Origin of the sequence: Mycobacterium sp. (assembly GCF_052143115.1) — a bacterium.
GTDB lineage: Bacteria > Actinomycetota > Actinomycetes > Mycobacteriales > Mycobacteriaceae > Mycobacterium.
This window is the reverse complement of the sequence record NZ_JBKQTQ010000116.1, coordinates 22,012-39,562: the sequence shown is the minus strand read 5'-3', so window position 1 is coordinate 39,562 and position 17,551 is coordinate 22,012. Positions and strand designations below refer to the sequence as shown.

Sequence of the window (17,551 nt, the reverse complement as noted above, 5' to 3'; positions counted from 1 at the left end):
GCCCCAGTCAATCAACTTGGTCGTCAACGCGGCGCCGATGCCGGACGCGCCGCCGGTAACGAATGCAATCTTCCCTGACACGTTCGCTGCCATTGGGGAAGGATAATCGCTCGCCTTAACGGTTAAGAGGAGATTCTGGCGGCGGGGGTCGCCGAGATTAGCGGTGAAATGTCCTTCGCATATCCGGTGTCAACACCGGGGGTACCCCTTAAAGGACAAACGCGCTTCCCCCATCGTTGAACGCGATTGCGCTCGACACCTCAAAGTGTGGATTTGCACCATCGTCTGGTCGACGGTGCGAGCGCGAACACGATAGTGGCAAAGCGGGAACACCACGAGCGGCGGCCACGCCATGTCAGCGATCGCGTCGCTGGCCGGGAAAAATGCTTGGACGACGAGCATGGCGATGTTGGTGCCGCCGATGACGATAAGAAGCCGACCCACCCGCTTGCGCGCCAAGAGCAGTGTCGCGCCCGACAGCAACATAACCACGGTTAACGCCAAGGCGGCTGCGTTAAACCATGACCTGGCCTGATCCGAAAGGTTCGGCTGGGCCCTCGTGTCGCCGATCCAGCGCACAGCGCCCCCGATAGCGAGCGCCCATAGTAGGCCGCCCAATATCGCCAGGACCGCCGCGATTACAGCGGTTGCAGCACTCAGCGCCGACTTGGCACCGTCATGTGGATTCGTAATCGCGCTTCCGGCGTAGGCGCTGCCCGTCGCGCAAGTCTATAGTTTGCTAGCAACGCGGGACCCAGAACGACGTTTGTAATGATTGACCCGATTTCGGTTCGAACAAGTGGTCATTGCCAGGACCCTCACTCGGTCGGCATCACCTGAGCAGGTGGCCTAAATGGCTGATTTTCTTGCGGCAGTGGCGCGTTCACCGGCGTGGCTAGGCACCATTCAGAAGCTGGCAGACGTCGAGCAGTCCGCCGGAGGGGGTTTCAAAAAAGTCCAGGATGATGATGTTGGCGCCGGTGCCCCGCCATTCTCGTGCAGCCATCGAGATAACCTCGGGATTGTAGAGTTTGGCCGCCTCCCGAAGGCTGCCCGGATGCGACGACAGACTTATTAGTTGTTCGCTTGGGGTGATCTGTCCCTGCGAAACGTAGAGCCGGTTGAGGTCTCGCTCTGGCTGCGACCTGATGTGGTCGAGCACGCCCGTTGCGTTGTCCTGATCGGGCCACAGCGAGATGATCTGGCTGGACTCGCACGGAGGGTAGTTTTCTGCCTCCGAGCACCAGACGTCCGTACGCCCAGACGCTGCGATGGCGGCGGAAGAAGAGAGGAGCAGAATCAACCGCGCCGTGTCGACGGGATCGTGCTGGAGGATCTCATTGACAGTGTTGCTCGGGCCAAGCGTCGGGGGACCCTGGACCAGGCGGCCATCAAGAATCTCGGCGATGAAATCAATGAGAGCGACTTGGGACTCGACGGTTTCCATCCCGTAGAGATGGTTAACGTCGAGGATGATCAGCTCGCCGGGGTACTGCTGAGTGAACATGACGACCTGATGCAACGCGTCGTCCAAAGTCCCGCATACCAGGACGTGGCCGAGCACATAAGTGGAATCCACCAAGGAGACCCGAAGATCCAGGTAGCGGATCCCTGCGTACAGCTGATCGCTGACGCTCAGATCCTGAGCCTGTGACCACCCCAACATCAATGGCCTAGCGCTAATCTTGCGCTGCTCAGCCACACTGTTCACCGCGTTGACGACCCGAGCGCGAGCACCCTCGTTATACGGGTCGAGCGCTGATTGCGTTGTCATCCCATAGGTGCCGGAATCGTGCGTGCCCGGCAGCGCGACCCGACATAGCGGCACATCGCCGATCTGCTGCATCATGTCGGCCATCCAGGTTGCGCTTGCGGCCTTCGCCGCTGCCGGCGGCGCCACCAGGGCGCTCAGGCCGAGAACACCAGGGACGGCAGCGGCATATTTGAGCAGATCACGCCGCGAAAGTGGCATCCAACCGCCTACTCCCACATTTTTGCCGCATCGCCACAACCTAACCTGCAAACGCCGTGTTCACCCCCGACTCGCGCGGCGGGCACAGTCGCTGGCGCATAGCTCACTCGGTGAACCCGATGAGCCACCGCCGTTCTAAGCCCCAGTCTTAGCTAGGACTTTGAGCCCGCCTTGGCGGGTGCCTTCTTGGCCGGCGCCTTCTTAGCGGCAGCCTTCTTAGCTGGCGCCTTTTTGGCTGGAGTCTTCTTGGCCGGCGATTTCGTAGCGTCCGACCGCGCCTTTACGCTGGCCTCCAGCTTGGCCAGCAGGTCGGAGACGTCTTCGGTCTCGTCCAGCTCTTTGGGTTGCTCCTCAGTGGTAAATGCTTCTCCGCCTTGAAGTTTGGCCTGCACCAGCTCGTGCAACTGCTCCTGGTAGTCGTCGTGATAGCGGTCCGGGTTGAACTCGTCGGCCATTGACTCGACCACCTGTCCGGCCATTTTGAGCTCGGCCGGTTTGATCTCGACTTTCTTGTCCAGCACCGGGAAGTCGGGATCTCGGATCTCGTCGGGCCACAACAGCGTGTGGATCACCATCACCTCGCGCTTGCTGAAATCCTTGACCCGCAACGCCGCAAGCCGGGTCTTGTTGCGCAAGGCGAAATGCACGATCGCCACCCGATCGGTCTCAGCCAGCGTCTTGGCCAGCAGCACATAGGATTTGGTTGACTTGCCATCCGGCTCGAGGAAGTAGCTGCGGTCGTACATCATCGGGTCCAGCTCGCTGGCGGGGACAAACTCCAACACCTCGATTTCGCGGCTGCGCTCTTCGGGCAGCGTCGCGATGTCGTCGTCGGTGATCACCACCATTTGGCCGTCGTCGGATTCGTACGCCCGAGCGATATCGCGGTACTCGACAACTTCGCCGCATACCTCGCACACGCGCTTGTACCGGATGCGGCCGTTGTCCTTGGCGTGTACCTGATGAAACTTGATGTCGTGGTCCTCGGTCGCGCTGTACACCTTGACCGGGACGTTCACCAGCCCGAAGGAGATCGAGCCCTTCCAGATCGAACGCATACAGTCAGTATGCCCGCACCACCATCCGAATAAGCGCCTAGCGGTGACGTGCGGCAGCGTCTAGCGCGGCCCGGTCCGGCAGGTCAGCACCGGCCCGAGCGACGGTCAGCGCGGCCGCATCGCCGGCCGCCTCAAGCGCTGCCGTCAGCGCATCCAGGTTTATCCCGGCAAGCTCGGCGCGTCGCTGCGCGCCCAACAAGCCCCGCCCCCACAGCGCGTCGATCAGGCCGACCATGAAGGCGTCACCGGCGCCGACGGTGTCGACCACCTGCACCGGACGGGCCGCCACCCTGGCCACACCGGCCGCGCAGACCGCCGCCGCTCCCCGGTCACCCATCGTCACCGCGACGATAGACGGACCCAGCGCAAGCCAGGTTTGAGCAATCCGCTCGGGCGGACGGTCGGGGTCGATCCAGCGCAGATCCTCCTCGCTGACCTTCACGATGTCGCTGCGCTCGACGAGATGCTCGATGCGTTCGCGCGCCAGATCTCGGTCGACGATCAACGACGGACGGACATTGGGATCGAAGGTGATGGTGGCCGAGACATGGTAGGTGTCGACGAGCGCCGCAACCGCCAGGCAGCCCGGTTCCTGCACGGCGGCAATCGATCCGGTGTGCGCGAAAAGTGGCGGTGTCACCATCGGCGTACCGGAAAGCTGCCAGTCCAGGTCGAACACATAGTCGGCCGACCCGTCTTCGCCGACGGCCAGTCGCGCAGTCGCCGTCCGGCCGGCTACCTGACTTCCCGAAACAAGTTGCACCCCGGCAGCATTGACGTAGTCGGCGATACGCCGGCCATATGGGTCGTCGCCGATGCGCGTCAGGAAATCGACATCGCGGCCCAGCCGGGCCAGTCCAACGGCGACATTGAGTGGGCTGCCGCCGACATGCTCGTCGTCGGTCTGCCCGTCCCGCTCGACGATATCGATCAGCGATTCGCCGATCACCAGCCCGCGGGTCATCGCAGTAACGCCTCCAGGGTCGCCCGAGCTCCGTTGCGGTGCAACGACTCCAACGCCCAACGGTATGCCTGCACGAAGCGTGGCTGCTGGGCCAGATCCCCGAACACCGCGGTGCTCTCGATGAACGCGGTGGGATGCTCGTGCTGCGACCGGGCGATCGGCACCAGCGAGTCGGCCAGCTGGTCCACCACCTCGGTCGGCTCACCCCACTCGTTGACGCCCTCGGCGTAGCGTGCCCAGCTCGCCACCGTCGCTGCCGCAAACCGAACCGAGCCATCGCTGGCCAGGTTGTCGCGGACCACCGGGAGCAGCCATTTCGGGATACGGTCCGACGAGTAGGCGCACAGCCGCGCAACGGTGTCGCGCACGCCTGGGTTGGCGAACCGTTCGATCAGCGTGCGGCTGTAGTCATGTAGGTCGATCCCGGGCACGGGTGGCAGCGTTGGGATAGCCTCGAAATCGAAGTAGGCGAGCAAGAATTCGGCGAACAACGGGTCACGCGCTGCGTCGTGGACAAACTCGAAGCCGCACAGATGTGCGAAGTAGCACAGGCACTGATGCCCCGCGTTGAGCAGTCGGAGCTTCATCGACTCGTACGGGCCGACATCGTCGACCAGCAGCACGCCCGCCTGCTCCAACGGCGGCCTGCCGTCGGCGAAGTCGTCTTCGAGGACCCAGGCGGTAAACGGCTCGGCCACCACCGGCCACCGGTCAGCGACACCGAAGTCGCGCCGCACGGCCGCGGCCATCTCCAGTGTCGTGGACGGGGTGATCCGGTCCACCATCGAACTCGGGAACCGGACGTGTTCCGCCACCCACTCGGCGAGCCCGGGATCTCGTTGTTCGGCATGCGCGAGGATGGCGCACCGCGCGATCGCACCGTTGCTCTCGATGTTGTCGCACGACACGATTGTCGGTGCGGCGATGCCGCGGCCGCGACGCCTGGCCAGAGCCTCGGTGATCAATACGAACGCGGGCCCGTCTGGGTCGCGGTAACCGCCCTCGGTGATGGTCAGCGAAATAATCCGGGTGGATGCCGCGGCCAGCAACTCCAACGCTGCCTCCGGATCGTCGGGCGCGTAGCGATAGTCGATGATCGAGCCGATCACTTGTGCGTCCCGGCTGCCGTCAGGGCTTTCCAGGATCAGCGTGTATAGCCCGTCCTGGTCACGCAGGACGTCGCGCATTGTCCAATCGCCGGGCATCACCCCTACCCCGCAGATGCCCCACTCGCGCGCCAAGCCCCGCTGCAGCAACCGGTCGATGTACATGGCCTGATGCGCCCGGTGGAAGTGACCGGCCCCGATATGTGCGATACCGACGCTGACGCTGTCGCGGTCATAGCTCGGCGTAGCGATCGGCAGGCTTGTTAGCGCTGCGTTGTTCACGTTCATCGCGCTAGCCACCATTGGCCAACTCCTCCCCGGGCCACAGCCCGGATCGTCATCGGGCTCGCAGCACCTCTTGACGGTACGACGTCGGGGGCCTTAGCCCACTGACAGGTCAGCCGATGCCTACGTTAGCGGGGAATCTGCACCTGTCACGGTCGATAACATGAGGACATCAGCGAGAGCGCGCCACGAATCGGTTATCGCGGCTGCGCCGGCATCAATCAATTCCACACGGCGGCAATCCCGTTCGTCGGTTGGCACGAACATCACATTACCGACGGTGACGTAGCCGGCCGCGACCGCGGAGGTAACGCCCGCCACAGAATCTTCAATGGCCAGGCCCTGGTCGGCGTCGACATCCATTACCTGGCCGGCATGCAGATACACCGCGGGGTCGGGCTTGCTCGTCGGCACGGGAAGGGAATCTTCCGCGCTGAAGCGCAGAGCCGCCGGGATGAGCGAATCGAGTCCGGCGGCGGCAAAACAGGCATCCAGCCGCTTGGCGGCGCTGGAGCTGACCGCTGCCAATGCATACCGCGACGCCAGGGCCTCAAATGGCGCAAGCACCTCTGGATCGGGTTTTAGGGTGGCGGCCAGATGAGCGGTGACCTGTTTGCGTTCTTGGCGCACCCACTGCTCGAGTTCGTCGGCGCACAACGCGCGACCGCTCGCGGCGTCGCTGTCTGAAGCGACAACCGCTGCGGGACGGCCACGTGCCAGCGTCTGGTCGACGGGCACCTCGCACAGCACAGCCAGATCGATGGCAGTGCTGCGAAAGTTTTTGCCGACCGCCTGCTTGCGCAAATCCTCTGCGCTCAGGGGAGCGGTTACGCCGAATCTGGCTAGGAAGCGATTGGTCACCTCGACCGAGGCGGCGAATGCCGGTCTCTCGGAAGGGAAGAGGTTGTCATCAGCGTCACAGAGCAAGGTGGTGATTAGTACAGGGTCGAACGGACGCACAATGCTTATTCCGTGGTTCATTACGACACCAACTCCCGCGCATCGTCCTGCAACGCTCGACGCAGTGTGGGTAGCACACCGTGCTCGTCGATGTTCGCAATCATGTCGCCGACGCACTCCGCGAAGGCGGGAATCAAGCGTAGTTCGGTGAAGATTTCGTGCCGCAGCAACGGATCGGGATTGTCGCCTGCCATGGTCGCCAACCTAGTCAGCGGTATCGCCTGCGAGTCTTCGATGCGGAATTTACGCCCCTTCAGGTCGTGGCCGCGCATATAACGGGCCCACCCGGCAACGGCCAACATCAGCAGGGTGTGCGGTCTGCCCTGCGCGATCGCCTCCTGCAGGGAGGGCAGCACAAACGACGATATTTTGCTCGATCCCCGTCGAGCCAACCGCGACAACTGGTCGCTCATCCGGGGATTGCTGAGCCGAGCGAGCAACGTTTGGCGATAGCCGGGTGTGTTCATGCCGGGCACCGCCGGTAGCAGTGGCTGAATCTCGTCACGCATGAGCTGCTCGACGTAATCGAAGATGACGCGGTCCTTCATCGCCTCGTCGGTGCGCTGGTAGCCGGCCAGCGTGGCCAGACACGCGAGCGCGATGTGGGTTCCGTTGAGCATGCGGGTTTTGACCAGCTTGTGGTCGCTGACATCGGCCACGAATTGGGCACCGACCTCGTGCAGCGGGGGGCGGCCGTTGCTGAAGGTGTCCTCGATGACCCATTGGCGATACGGTTCAGTCAGCACCGGCCACTTGTCGGCGACGCCAAATGTCTGCTCGACGAACTGGCGCTCCGAGTTCGAGGTCTGCGGGGTGATGCGGTCGACCATGGTCGACGGGAATGCGACATGGGTGTCGATCCAGCGGGCAAGCCCGGGGTCTTTTAGCGCGGCGAACGACACCAGCGCGGTCCGTGCCGCTTGCGTGTTGTCGGGAATGTTGTCACAGCAGAGCACGGTGAACGGGGCAGTACCGGCGCGGCGACGCTGGTCGAGTGCCTCGGCCAGGTAGGCCCACGCGGTGGCAAAGCAATCCGACACTGCAAGATCGGCACGCACGTCGGGGTTGTCAGCGTCGAACTCACCGGTAGTTGGATTGAGAAAGTAACCGTTGTTGGTGATAGTCAGGCTGACCACGCGAGTTTGGGGATCAGCCAGAGCGGCGCGGACCGCAGCGCCGTCGTTCGGCGCGTAGTGCAGGGAGCCGATCGAGCCGACCACGCGGGCGGTTTGGCGGTCGTGGCCGCGTTGCACGACGGTGTAGAGCCCATCTTGAGCCGACAGCACATCTTTGACGTCGGGGGAGTGAAGACTGACACTGGTGACCCCCCACTCATGGGAAATGCCCAAGCAGGCAAGGTCATCGAAGTAAACGGCCTGGTGCGCGCGGTGAAAGTTGCCCGCGCCGATGTGAACTACGCCACGTTGAAGGGCCGACCGGTCATAAGTTGGCACGTCAATGCGGCGCGAATGCAGTTGCAGTGTCGCATTGCTTAAAGGAACGCCGGCCGAACGGCGCCAGGGGGCCATAGGAATCACATTGGGCATTGTCGTCTGTGCCCGATGGGTTCGCTCGTCTAACTCTTTAGTGTGCGGGTTAACAAGATTTTTACGGCGAACACGATAATCGGTGCTGAGAAGCCGTTTTCGGTGCTGGAACGCGTAAGTTAAATCACATGGCGCCGCAGGTGAAGCTGACCAACGCCGACAAAGTGATTTTTCCCACAACCGGAACCACCAAGGCAGACATCTTCGCTTACTACACCAGCATCGCCGAGGTGATGGTGCCGCACATTGCTGGCCGCCCGGCTACTCGCAAACGCTGGCCCAACGGCGTGAACGAGCCGTCGTTCTTCGAAAAACAACTGGCGTCGTCGGCGCCCGACTGGCTGCCCCGTGCCAGTGTGGCGCACCGGTCCGGGACGACGACCTATCCGATCATCGACAACGCGGACGGGTTGGCGTGGATCGCCCAACAGGCCGCACTCGAGGTACACGTGCCGCAGTGGCGGTTCGTCGCCGAGTGGACGCGGAAGGGCGAAGAACTCAAGCCCGGCCCGGCGACCCGTCTGGTGTTCGACCTCGACCCCGGCGAGGGTGTGACGATGGCTCAGCTCGCCGAGGTGGCCCGCGCGGTCCGCGACCTGATCGCCGACATCGGCTTGACCACGTTTCCGCTCACCAGCGGCAGCAAGGGGCTGCATCTCTACAGCCCGCTGGACAAGCCGGTAAGTAGCCGCGGCGCGGTGGTCTTGGCCAAACGTGTTGCACAGCAACTGGAAACGTCGATGCCCAAGCTGGTCACCTCGACGATGACCAAAAGCGTGCGATCGGGCAAGGTGTTCGTGGACTGGAGCCAGAACAACGGGTCGAAGACCACCATCGCGCCGTATTCATTGCGCGGCCGGGAGTATCCGACCGTCGCCGCGCCGCGCAGCTGGGAGGAGCTCGACGACAAGAAGCTTCGCCAGCTGCGCTACGACGAAGTGCTGAAGAGGGTCGAGCGTGACGGAGATCTGCTGGCGCCGCTGGATGCCGATGTAAAGACCCCGGATCGGCTGACCAAGTACCGCAGCATGCGCGATGCGTCGAAAACACCCGAGCCGGTGCCAGGCGCCAAACCGTCTGCGGGTGAAGGTAATACATTCGTCATTCAGGAGCACCACGCCCGTCGGCTGCACTACGACTTTCGCCTGGAACGCGACGGCGTCCTGGTGTCTTGGGCAGTGCCCAAGAACCTGCCCGAAACCACCGCGGTCAATCACCTGGCGGTCCACACCGAAGACCATCCACTGGAGTACGGCGGCTTCGAGGGCAGCATTCCGAAGGGGGAGTACGGCGCCGGCAAGGTGATCATCTGGGATTCCGGCACCTATGACACCGAGAAGTTCCGCGATGACGGTGAAAAAGGGGAGGTCGTCGTCACGCTGCACGGCCAGCGAATCTCCGGACGCTACGCGCTGATTCAGACCAACGGCGACCAGTGGCTGGCGCATCGGATGAAAGACCAGAAGGTCTTTCAGTTCGACGAGCTGGCCCCGATGCTCGCCACGCACGGTTCGGTGGCGAGCCTGAAAGCGTCGCAGTGGGCGTTCGAGGGCAAGTGGGACGGCTACCGGCTGCTCGTCGACGCCGATCACGGCACGGTGCGGCTGCGGTCACGCAGCGGGCGCGACATCACCCAGGAATTCCCCCAATTGGCCTCCGTGGCTGATGATCTCGGCGACCACCACGTCGTGCTCGACGGAGAAGTCGTCGCCCTCGATGCTTCCGGTGTGCCGAGGTTCAGCGAGATGCAGAACAGGGCGCGGGCCACTCGAATCGAGTTCTGGGCATTCGACCTGCTGTACTTGGACGGGCGATCGTTGCTGGGGGCCCGCTACCGCGACCGGCGACAGCTGCTGGAAACGCTTTCCGGCGCAGGCAGTCTGGTCGTTCCCGACCTGCTGCCTGGCGACGGCGCCGAGGCGCTCGACTACTCGCGTAAGCACCAGTGGGAGGGCGTGATCGCGAAAAAACGCGACTCGACCTATCAGCCGGGTCGCCGCTCGGCGTCGTGGGTGAAGGACAAATATTGGAACACCCAGGAAGTCGTCATCGGCGGTTGGCGAGCCGGCGAGGGTGGACGGACCAGCGGTATCGGATCGCTGCTGATGGGCATTCCAGCTGCGGGTGGACTGCATTTCGCCGGCCGGGTCGGTACCGGGTTCACCGAACGCGACCTGGCCAGGCTGAAGAAAACGCTGGCGCCGTTGCACACCGACGAATCCCCGTTCGAGGCGCCCCTTCCGGCCCGCGACGCCAAGGGCGTGACCTTTGTCAAGCCAACGCTGGTCGGAGAAGTCCGGTACAGCGAGTGGACCCCGGACGAACGGCTGCGCCAACCCAGTTGGCGCGGTCTGCGACCGGACAAGGAACCAGGCCAAGTAGTGCGCCCCGACGACGATGCGGGCCGCGGAGTGGCCCGAGGAGAAGTGGGGCAACCGAGTTGAGAGGACTGAATCACGATGCGGTGGGTGACCTTTCGAGACGGCGACGGCGAGCGGGCCGGGGTGCTTTCCGGCGATGAGATCCACGCGCTGCAGCCGGGCGTGAGCTTGCTCGAACTCGTCGGGTACGGCGCCGCCGGATTGCAGGAAGTGGGGGAGGACGCCCTGCGATCGGCACCGACCGTGCGTCTCGACCAGGTGACGCTCGCGGCACCGATCCCGCGTCCGCCGTCGATCCGCGACAGCCTGTGCTTCCTCGACCACATGCGCAACTGCCAGGCGGCGATGGGCGGTGGTCGGGTGCTCAAAGACGCCTGGTACCGCATTCCGGCGTTCTACTTCGCCTGCCCGTCGACCGTTCTCGGCCCTTATGACGACGTTCCGATGGCGCCCGGAAGTGCTTGGCAGGACTTCGAGTTGGAGATCGCCGCGGTCATCGGGACAGCGGGCAAAGACTTCTCGGTGGCCGAAGCCGAACGGGCGATCATTGGCTACATGATCCTCAACGACTGGTCGGCGCGTGATCTGCAAATGCTGGAAGGCCAATTGGCGATCGGGCAGGCTAAGGGCAAGGACAGCGGAGTCACACTGGGCCCGTATCTGGTCACGCCCGATGAACTGGAGCCCTACCGCCGCGACGGCAAGCTGAGCTTGGAGGTAACCGCATTGGTCAACGACACCGTGGTCGGTGCCGGGTCGACCGCGGCGATGGATTGGAGCTTCGCTGAGGTGATCGCCTACGCCTCGCGCGGGGTGGTGCTGACACCCGGCGATGTTTTCGGTTCCGGCACCGTGCCGACCTGCACGCTGGTCGAGCACCTCGACGCGACGGCACCGGAATCGTTCCGCGGCTGGCTGCACGACGGCGACGTCGTCACGCTCACAGTGCAGGGGCTGGGTGAGACCCGTCAAACCGTCCGCAAAACCCCCGCACCGCAACCAATTCCGGCGCGGCATAATCCGGATGCTGTTCCCGCGGCCACGCGGGTCAACCCGGCGCCGGCGAAAATCCCGTACACCCGTGGGTTACACGAGGTTGCCGACCGGGTGTGGGCCTGGATGTTACCGGACGGCGGATACGGTTGGAGCAACGCCGGACTCGTCGCCGGCGACGGCGCGTCGTTACTTGTCGACACGCTATTCGACCTGGCATTGACCCGCGAAATGCTGGCCGCGATGGCGCCTGTCACCGACCGCGCCCCGATCACCGACGCGCTGATCACTCACTCCAACGGTGACCACACCCACGGCAACCAATTGCTGGACGCCTCGGTGCGGGTGATCGCCGCCAAGGGCACTGCTGAGGAGATCGCCCACGGCATGCGCCCCGAGATGCTGGTGATGACCCAGACCGCCGACCTCGGTCCCGTTGCGACCGGATACCTCCGAGAACGGTTCGGGCCGTTCGATTTCGGCGGCATCACCGTGCGCAACGCCGACCAGACCTTCGACGATCGGCTTACGATCGAGGTCGGCGGCCGAGAGGTGCACCTGTTGAATCTGGGCCCGGCGCATACCGCCGCCGACTCGGTGGTGCACGTGCCGGACGCCGGCGTGCTGTTCGCCGGGGATCTGCTGTTCATTGGTTGCACGCCGATCGTGTGGGCCGGTCCGATCGCCAACTGGGTCGCGGCCTGCGACACGATGATCGCGTTGGATGCGCCGACGGTGGTCCCGGGTCACGGCCCGGTCACTGACGCGGACGGTATCCGCGCGGTGCGCGGGTATCTCGTCCACGTCGCCGAGCAGGCCGAGGCCGCCTACCGCAAGGGCCTGTCGTTCGTCGAGGCGGCCGACGGCATCGACCTCGGTGAGTACGCGAGCTGGCTGGACGCGGAGCGCCTCGTCGTCAACGTCTACCAGCGTTATCGCGAACTCGACCCAGGCACACCGCAATTGCCGGCGATGGGATTGCTGGCGATGCAGGCCGAGTGGTTCGCCAAGCATTCATGACGCGCCACACCTACCGTCTAGTCGCCCGAACGAAGCTGATCGAGGCCGGTGCACCCGCCTGTGCTTCGCCCTCCAGCGGCGGGAGCCCGGCCGTCGCGAACAGGTCGGCGAGCACGAAAGTAGCGGTGTCCCATCCGTGGGCCTGTAGGTGGGCCGCGACGTCGGTGTGCTCGCCCGGGTAGGTCAAGTCGGGGATGTGCAGGTCCAGGCCGTGTTCGCGCCAACGGTCGGTCAGCTTCTGGGCCTGCCGCTGCTCCTCTTCGGTCTGACCGCGCACCGATCCGTAGTCCGCGGCGAATGTGCTGCCAGCGGCGCTGAGTGCGGCGACGTTATCGAGCAAGCGAACTTCGGCCGCGGGCGGCAAAAATCCGATGAGTACCCCCTCGGCCAGCCACGCCGTCGGTTGGGTGGCATCGAAGCCCGCTTCGTGCAGCGCCGCCGGCCAATCCTCACGAAGGTCGATGCCGACCGGGCGATGCTCGCCGCCGGGTACAGCGCCGAGTTCGGACAGTGTCGTGGTCTTGAACTCGATGACCTCGGGCTGATCGATTTCGTAGAGTGTGGTCCCGGCCGGCCAGGAAAGCCGGTACGGTCGGGAGTCCAGTCCCGACGCCACGATCACCACCTGGCGCAGGCCCGTGCCGCTGGCCTCGGCGAAGTAGTCGTCGCAGAACCGAGCCCGGGCAGCGAAGGTATCGACCATGCGGGGAAACCCGGCACCGTCGTCGACGTCGGCGAAGTCCATTTCGCCCGAGGCCGCTTTGGTGAAGAGGTCCAGCCCGACCGCGCGGACCAGCGGCTCGGCGAAGGGGTCGTTGATCACCGGGTGGGGACGTCGGCTGGCTGCTGCGCGCGCGGCGGCCACCATGGTGGCGGTGGCGCCGACGCTGCTGGCCAAATCCCATGTGTCGCTGTCAGTTCTTGCCATGTGTGCTCCTTGGATGTGGCTTCTTCGCCACGGTAGGCGCCGACTCTGACCGTCTCCCCTACGGTTGCTGTATGACTGCTGTGGAATTGGCAACAATCGCGGGCACCGCGGAAAACAAAATCGCTTGCGTCACCCTGAACCGGCCGAGGCGGTTGAACGCCATCGACGGGTCGCTGATGGACGCCATGGACGACGTCATGGATGTGCTCGGCACCGGCGAGTTCCGGGCGGCGATTCTGACCGGTGCCGGCCGCGGATTCTGCGCCGGCGCCGACCTGAGTGGTGAAGGTGAGCCTTGGACAAAACCGCCGAAAACCGCGCCGCACAGCCCGCCGTTCAAGATCAGCTACGACGCCCAGGTTCGGCTGGCCGACCTGTACACCCGGCTTTACGAGCTGCCGATACCGGTGATCGCCGCGGTCAACGGCGCCGCGGTCGGCGGCGGGTTGGCCTTCGCGCTGCACTGCGACATCCGAATCGCCTCTGACCAAGCCCGGTTCGGTTCGGTTTTCATCAAGGCGGGGTTCTCGTCGATGGACATGGGCACCAGCTATCTGCTGCCCAAGATCGTCGGAGCCGGGGTGGCGCGGGAGTTGATGTTGACCGGCCGCATCATCGACGCGGACGAGGCCTACCGGATCAGGCTGGTGCACGAGGTGGTGGCGCCGGATGAGCTGATGACAGCCGCGCTGAAGATGGCCCGCTCGATCGTCGAGAACAACGCCTACGGTGTATGGCAGACCAAAATCGGCCTCAACACCGCGCTGGACGCGCCAAGTCTGCGGCACGCCAAGGAGATTGAGAACCGCACCCAGATCCTGAGCGGGTTCACCAACAATCCGCTGGAAGCCGCCAAGGCCCTTCAGGAGAAGCGGTCTCCGGTGTGGGATCCGCTGTAGCCGTTAGGCTTTGGCGATCACCTTCTCGGCGAACATCTCCAGGTTGCGGATTTTGGTGTCGAGCGGCTCGGTGTCGGTTCCCATGATGTAGGGGATCCGGAAGCCCACGATGACGTCGGTGACACCCTTGTCCTCGAGGCGTTTGACTCCGTCGAGGGTGAAGCCGTCGACGGAGATCACGTGGATCTCGAAGGGTCCCGTTCTTCCTTCTTCTTCGCGGAGCTGCTTGACCCTTTTGATGAGCCGGTCCAGCTCGTCGGGGTCGCCGCCGCCGTGCATCCAGCCGTCGGCACGGGCCGCGCGCCGCAGCGCGGCGTCGGCGTGACCGCCGATCAGAATTGGAATCGGCTGTGTCGGAGCGGGAGTCATCTTGGTCTTGGGTATGTCGTAGAACTCGCCGTGGAACTCGAAGTAATCCCCGGTGGTCAGCCCGCGGATGATTTCGATGCACTCGTCAATTCGCTTGCCGCGCTTGGCGAACGGAACACCCATCAACTCGTAGTCCTCGGGCCACGGGCTGGTGCCGACGCCGAGGCCCACCCGGTTGCCGATGAGCGCCGCCAGCGAACCGGCCTGCTTGGCCACCAGAGCCGGCGGCCGGATCGGAAGCTTGAGGACGAAGAAGTTGAACCGCAACGTCGTCGTCACCGCGCCCAGGGCGGCGGTCAGCACAAACGTCTCGATGAACGCCTTGCCGTCCAGGAATTCGCGGTTTCCGTCGGGCGTGTACGGGTACTTGGAGTCGGACTCGAACGGATAGGCGACGCTGTCGGGGATGGTCATGCTGGCGTACCCGGCTGCCTCGGCGGCCTTCGCCAGCGGGATGTAGTAACTGAAGTCCGTCATCGCCTCCGCGTAGCTGAACCGCACACCGTCTCCTGCCCTCGAATAGCTATAAATACTGAACCAAATACTAGAGCCTGTTAATAGCGGCTAATCAAAGCTGGTTTTCCCGGCCGAGCACTGCCCACACCGTCTTTCCGGACGGCATCGGTGTGCTGCCCCACGCCCGGCAAACCGACGCGACGATCGCCAGACCCGACACCCGGTCGCCGCCGAGGTGAGGATCCTCATGGCGGGCCGCCGGTATCGAGCTATCGTCCTGCCCGAAATGGTTACCGCTTCACCGTCGGATTCGAGCACCAGCACGGGCGTGCAGGCGGTGTGTTGCAACACGTTCGCGACGAACACATTGACAACTACCGTCGCTACCGGAACTAGCTCGACGTGGGACCAGGCCGGCAGCCATTCGGCCACCAGTTCGCGGGCCTTGCGCAGGCTGGCAAGGGAGGACGGCAGTTCCGTGCTGGTCTCGCGGCTCAAAACTGTGGCGCGGCGGCGACTTCAACGTCTGCCAGCGCGAAGGGCGGCGCACCCACCCCGGCGATCGAATACGTGCTCTGCGGAGTTTCTTCAGTGATGCGCGCCGAGACGCTACGGTCACCTACCACCAGAGTCACTGTCCGGCCCCGGGCCAGCACGTCTGCCGGGAATTGGCCGAAAAGTGTTCCCTGCCAGTGATACTGGCCATCGATCGGGTCAATATGTCCGGTTATCCGGACACGCGCCTCTCGGCTGATATCGGCCAGCGTCACCGTCGCCGGGCCTTCATAAATGTCATCCTGCACGCCGACGGACGACACCAAGTCGAATGCCGATGCCACCAGGCGACGCGACGAGCTGCCCAGGTGGACCCGTTCGTTGAACACCTGTTGACTGCTGCGGCGCACCTCGATGCGAGTGTGCCCCTTCATAAGCTGTAGGCACTCAACGACGTAGCGCATGGCCGCTTCGAACTCCGGCCCGTCAACGATGAAGTAATTCGGGAAGCCGTGCAGCGCCACCCCGAGGTAGGGCTCCGTGCCGTCGGTCCAAGCGTGCTGGATGGTCACGCCGCGGGCACCCACCAGGGTGTCCTGCGGGAGTCCGGCGGGGATCTTGAACCCGGTGCCGTAGACGATGGCGTCGGCGTCCTGGTGGACACCGTCGGCGGTCCGGATGCCCGCCGCTGTCATCTCGACGATGGGCGATGCCACCAGCTCGGCCTGGCGGCGCAGGTAGTGTCTGGCGCGTCGGGCGGGCCGGATGACCCGGCGTGGCGGAAGCGGGAAAACCTTGACCGCGGCCCCCGATCTGGCCAGCCGGCCGATCAACTGTCCGGCGGCGGCGTCGGCGCCGATCACCGCGACGCGTTGAGCGGCCGGGTCGAAATCGGGGTCGGGTACCGCGGCGTGAAACGAGGCGCCGCGAAACTCCCTGCGGCCGAACAGATCCGGAGTCCACGGGACAAACGGGGACTTACAGGCGACCACTACCCGGCCGCGGCATGTCTCGCCGTCGCCGGTGGTCAGCGTCCAGGTGTCGGTGTCGTCGTCGAACGCCGAGCTGATCACTTCGCGGTCAAAGATCACGAAATCCTCGATGCTGGCGGCGAGTAGCTCGGTGGCGACGGATCCGGCGCCGACGATGACGACGTCGTGGCAGCGTTCGATCACAGGAATTTGGTGCGCGTCCAGCCGCGTCGCGCGATCGGGCCCATTAGATCGACCTCGGTCAAAAACGCGGCCAGTGGAGCAAAGCCCGCCACTTGGACGTCGTGGCGATGTCCGCTGTTGCGTGCGATCCTGCGGGCTTGCCGGGCGTCCAGGCCCGCCCGCGCGTAGGGCACGGGGTTGGTGAACAGGTAGCGGAAGAACCATCCACCCAGGCCGTTGACGTTGCCGACGAACCACCGCTCCGGCCGGCGCATCTGCGGTGCCCGCTTGCGCAGTCCGTCGCGGGCGAACTGAATGTGGCGGGCCTCTTCGGTGACGTGAATTCGCATCAGCCGCTGGATGATCGGTTGCAGTTCGGTATCGTCCATCATCTGGCGCTGCAACGAGTCGAAGATCTCCTCGCCGATCAGCGCGGCCATCCACAGCACCGAGCCGCGAAAAAAGAAAGGCAGCGCGTTGATGATCATCCGGTGATAGAGCCGCGGGCGTACCGGCTTGGCGCCGACCCGTTCGATGGCCTTGCCGAACATCACCATGTGACGGGTTTCGTCGCCCACCTCGGTGAGCGCGTAATGGGATGCCCGGCTGGTGGGGTCGGTGTGCATGAGCTTGCGCAACAGCGCCTGATTCAAGATGTTCTCGAACCAGATACCGGCGGACAGGGTGTTCACCAGTTCCTGGCGGGACAGCTCGATGCGCTGAGCGCGGGTCATCTCATCCCACATCGGCGTGCCGTACAGCGAGACGGTTCTCGGCGGCAGATAGAACTTGTCTGGGTCTAGCGGCGCGTCCCAGTCGATGTCGACAACCGGGGCGTAGGACTTCTTGACCGATCCCTTGAGCAGACGTTCGGCGAACTCTTCACGACTAGGGCCAGTCGGCTTCACCGCAGTGGTCATGGCGGACGTCCCTTTCTCGGCGCTATATCCAGACGGTAAGGGGC

14 protein-coding genes are annotated in these 17,551 nt (G+C 64.3%); 3 read left to right on the top strand and 11 right to left on the bottom strand.

The window, feature by feature from the left end:
* Positions 1-189: 189 nt before the first annotated feature.
* The 7 genes from ACLQI9_RS12825 to ACLQI9_RS12795 form a co-directional block, all read right to left on the bottom strand.
* On the bottom strand, positions 190-579 hold the full coding sequence (locus ACLQI9_RS12825) for a hypothetical protein (RefSeq protein ID WP_442379179.1): 390 nt from the start codon (positions 577-579) through the stop codon (positions 190-192).
* Between the two features lie 316 nt (positions 580-895).
* A complete protein-coding gene (locus ACLQI9_RS12820; protein ID WP_442391733.1) occupies positions 896-1,972 on the bottom strand; it encodes a phosphatidylinositol-specific phospholipase C domain-containing protein in 1,077 nt (358 codons plus the stop codon).
* Positions 1,973-2,124: 152 nt separating this feature from the next.
* On the bottom strand, positions 2,125-3,030 hold the full coding sequence (gene ku, locus ACLQI9_RS12815; RefSeq protein ID WP_442379182.1) for a non-homologous end joining protein Ku: 906 nt from the start codon (positions 3,028-3,030) through the stop codon (positions 2,125-2,127).
* A gap of 37 nt (positions 3,031-3,067) precedes the next feature.
* Positions 3,068-3,994 (bottom strand): carbohydrate kinase family protein, encoded by a 927-nt coding sequence (locus ACLQI9_RS12810; protein WP_442379184.1) that lies wholly within the window; start codon positions 3,992-3,994, stop codon positions 3,068-3,070.
* Positions 3,991-5,403, bottom strand: coding sequence for a mannitol dehydrogenase family protein (locus ACLQI9_RS12805; RefSeq protein ID WP_442379186.1), 1,413 nt, complete (start codon positions 5,401-5,403; stop codon positions 3,991-3,993). The genes ACLQI9_RS12810 and ACLQI9_RS12805 overlap by 4 nt, the downstream gene beginning before the upstream one ends.
* Before the next feature lie 105 nt (positions 5,404-5,508).
* Positions 5,509-6,366 (bottom strand): HAD-IA family hydrolase, encoded by an 858-nt coding sequence (locus ACLQI9_RS12800; protein WP_442391732.1) that lies wholly within the window; start codon positions 6,364-6,366, stop codon positions 5,509-5,511.
* On the bottom strand, positions 6,366-7,892 hold the full coding sequence (locus tag ACLQI9_RS12795) for a mannitol dehydrogenase family protein (protein ID WP_442391731.1): 1,527 nt from the start codon (positions 7,890-7,892) through the stop codon (positions 6,366-6,368). Before ACLQI9_RS12795 ends, ACLQI9_RS12800 begins: the two co-directional genes overlap by 1 nt.
* Before the next feature lie 128 nt (positions 7,893-8,020).
* On the opposite strand from ACLQI9_RS12795, the gene ACLQI9_RS12790 reads away from it, so the two are divergent.
* Both ACLQI9_RS12790 and ACLQI9_RS12785 read left to right on the top strand, forming a co-directional pair.
* Positions 8,021-10,336, top strand: a complete 2,316-nt coding sequence (locus ACLQI9_RS12790) for an ATP-dependent DNA ligase (protein ID WP_442379191.1) — start codon at positions 8,021-8,023, stop codon at positions 10,334-10,336.
* A 15-nt stretch (positions 10,337-10,351) separates the two neighbouring features.
* Complete coding sequence (locus ACLQI9_RS12785) at positions 10,352-12,286, top strand: fumarylacetoacetate hydrolase family protein (RefSeq protein ID WP_442379193.1); 1,935 nt, start codon at positions 10,352-10,354, stop codon at positions 12,284-12,286.
* Between the two features lie 10 nt (positions 12,287-12,296).
* Here the strand turns inward: ACLQI9_RS12785 and ACLQI9_RS12780 are convergent, their stop codons facing one another.
* The gene (locus tag ACLQI9_RS12780) at positions 12,297-13,214 is read right to left on the bottom strand and encodes an SAM-dependent methyltransferase (RefSeq protein WP_442379194.1); all 918 of its coding nucleotides are present in this window, start codon (positions 13,212-13,214) and stop codon (positions 12,297-12,299) included.
* 71 nt (positions 13,215-13,285) lie between these two features.
* Here ACLQI9_RS12780 and ACLQI9_RS12775 point away from each other — a divergent pair, with 71 nt between their 5' ends.
* Positions 13,286-14,113 carry an enoyl-CoA hydratase/isomerase family protein gene (locus tag ACLQI9_RS12775; protein ID WP_442391730.1) on the top strand — a complete coding sequence of 276 codons (828 nt, stop codon included), beginning with the start codon at positions 13,286-13,288 and terminating at the stop codon, positions 14,111-14,113.
* 3 nt (positions 14,114-14,116) lie between these two features.
* Here ACLQI9_RS12775 and ACLQI9_RS12770 read toward each other — a convergent pair whose 3' ends face one another.
* From ACLQI9_RS12770 to ACLQI9_RS12760, 3 genes are all read right to left on the bottom strand, one after another.
* On the bottom strand, positions 14,117-14,983 hold the full coding sequence (locus tag ACLQI9_RS12770) for a TIGR03619 family F420-dependent LLM class oxidoreductase (protein WP_442379198.1): 867 nt from the start codon (positions 14,981-14,983) through the stop codon (positions 14,117-14,119).
* Positions 14,984-15,432: 449 nt separating this feature from the next.
* Complete coding sequence (locus ACLQI9_RS12765; RefSeq protein WP_442379200.1) at positions 15,433-16,608, bottom strand: DUF4873 domain-containing protein; 1,176 nt, start codon at positions 16,606-16,608, stop codon at positions 15,433-15,435.
* Positions 16,605-17,507, bottom strand: coding sequence for an AurF N-oxygenase family protein (locus ACLQI9_RS12760; RefSeq protein WP_442391729.1), 903 nt, complete (start codon positions 17,505-17,507; stop codon positions 16,605-16,607). Before ACLQI9_RS12760 ends, ACLQI9_RS12765 begins: the two co-directional genes overlap by 4 nt.
* Positions 17,508-17,551 lie beyond the last annotated feature (44 nt).